This window comes from Paraburkholderia sp. AV2 (assembly GCF_054968425.1).
Genome location: NZ_JBANLK010000109.1, coordinates 1 through 1888, shown reverse-complemented (window position 1 = coordinate 1888; position 1888 = coordinate 1). Strand labels below are relative to the sequence as shown.

The 1888-nt window shown below is 66.4% G+C and carries 1 protein-coding gene; it reads right to left on the bottom strand.

Annotation, left to right across the window (positions count from 1 at the left end):
- The coding region (locus V8683_RS31275) for a type VI secretion system Vgr family protein (RefSeq protein ID WP_462849721.1) at positions 1–1868 on the bottom strand (1868 nt) is incomplete at its 3' end.
- Positions 1869–1888: the final 20 nt, after the last annotated feature.

Sequence of the window (1888 nt, the reverse complement as noted above, 5' to 3'; positions counted from 1 at the left end):
TCATGCTGCTGTCGCGCCTGGGTGAGCCGCGCCACCGTCTCGCCCATGTCCATCATCGGGGCCGTTGCCCCGGCCCGCGTCTCGGTCGTCACCAGCATGCCCTTGTTGGCCCGCACGACCCCGTGCGCATCGGTGGCCATCTCGATACCCTCACCGCGCGCCACCGTGCGCCCCCTGTTGCCCTCGATGCGCGTATTGAACCCCGCCACGAACCGCGAGTTCGCCTGGTCGCTCGCCACCTGCACCTGGAGCCTGCCGGGCGTGTCGTCCGTCACCACGCTGTTCGACGCGATGCTCTTGCCTCCAATGTCCTGGCTGCGCCAGCCCGACAGCGCGTCGTTGCCCTGACCCGGCAGGTCCCACGGCGTCGTGTTGTCGTTCGTCGTATGGCTCGACAGTACGAACGGACGATCCGGGTCCTCGTTGATATAGCCCACGTGCACGTGGTCATCCACGCGCGGAATCCAGACCGCCCCGTAACGGTTGCCCTGCCACGGCTGCGACAGCGGCACCCAGCACGTCGCGCGACCGTCGCGTTTGCCCCGCCGGTCCCACGTCATCCACAGCTTGAGCCGCGCCATCTGGTCCGTGCAGATGATGTCCTTGTCGTACCCCGCCACGATGGCCGTCTCCGCGAACGCGCGCGGCTTCTTCGCGGTCAGCGGCGTGCGGTACACCTCGTTGGCGTCCTGTGCCGTGAAGCTCGTTTTGCACGTGTACTCGCGCTGCGGCTGTCCGCTTTGCGTGACCGTATCGTTGTTCACGATCTCGATCTTCGTGCCCGTCACTACGTATTCCATGTTGGCCGGGGCATACGGGAAGCCTTCCAGGTAGAACGCGAAGCCCGTCTTCAGCCCCCGCAGGTTGCCCTTACCCCTGATCCGCAGGGACTTGCAGCGGTGCGCCTCGGCCCGCATGCGCGCCAGGTGGTCCGCCTCGAACTCCCAGTCGTTGCGCTCGCCATGCAGGCCCATGCCGCCCTGGAGCGGCTGCGCGTACTCGGCCGGGATATATTCCTCGGCGTTGTCGCCCGTCGCCGCGCGGTGGATCTGGATCGTGCGGTTCAGGTTCGCCTCGCCCCACGTATAGTCGTAGTCCGTCACCGTCACCTTGCCGGTCGTGAGCGCACGCGACAGCGCCAGCTTGTGGATGTGTTCCTCGTCAATGCGCTGGCCGCCCCGGTCGAGGTAGCGGATCGTCCGCCAGGCCGCGCCGTGCTTTTTCCAGCTCGCGCCGTCGAACAGCCCCAGGGTGTCCTTATCGTAAAAAAACGTGATGCCCCACTCCTGCCATAGGCGGTTCAAAAAATCCCAGTCGCTTTCGTACCATTGGCGTACATAGTCGCGCTTCGGGTAGCTCTTGCGCCCATAGCCGGGACCGTCCACGCGGTAACGCACCATCACCGGATAATCCGCCAGCACCTCGCGGGTGATCCCGATCACGTCCTGGTCCAGGAACACCCGGTTTTCGCGGTTCAGGGTCAGCAGCCAGAGGCTGGGCCGCAGGCGCAGGCGCCAGGTCACGCGCCGCTCGTCCGCCCCCAGGCACTTCACCCCGGCGATCACCCCCGAGATTTCCCGCACGTCCGCCCCGGTGTTGACCGCGCCGCCGTCCGCCCGGGTGCCGTTGCCCTCGCAGGCGATCTTCACCGTCATGTGCTTGCCGACGAGCTTGTTGACGTCGACGTACCGGGGCACCTGGGTAAAGTGAACCGCCTCGATGGTCGTGACGTCCACCTCGTAGTCGTAGAGGCGGCCCAGCTTCTCGACGCCGCGCAGGCGCGCGGCCACGAAGAGGGGCGTGCCGTGGTATTCCGGGAACGCGTCGCTTGCCACCTCCAGCGTGCGCGGCTGGGTATTCCAGGACATCCGTGATCCTCCTTACAGAA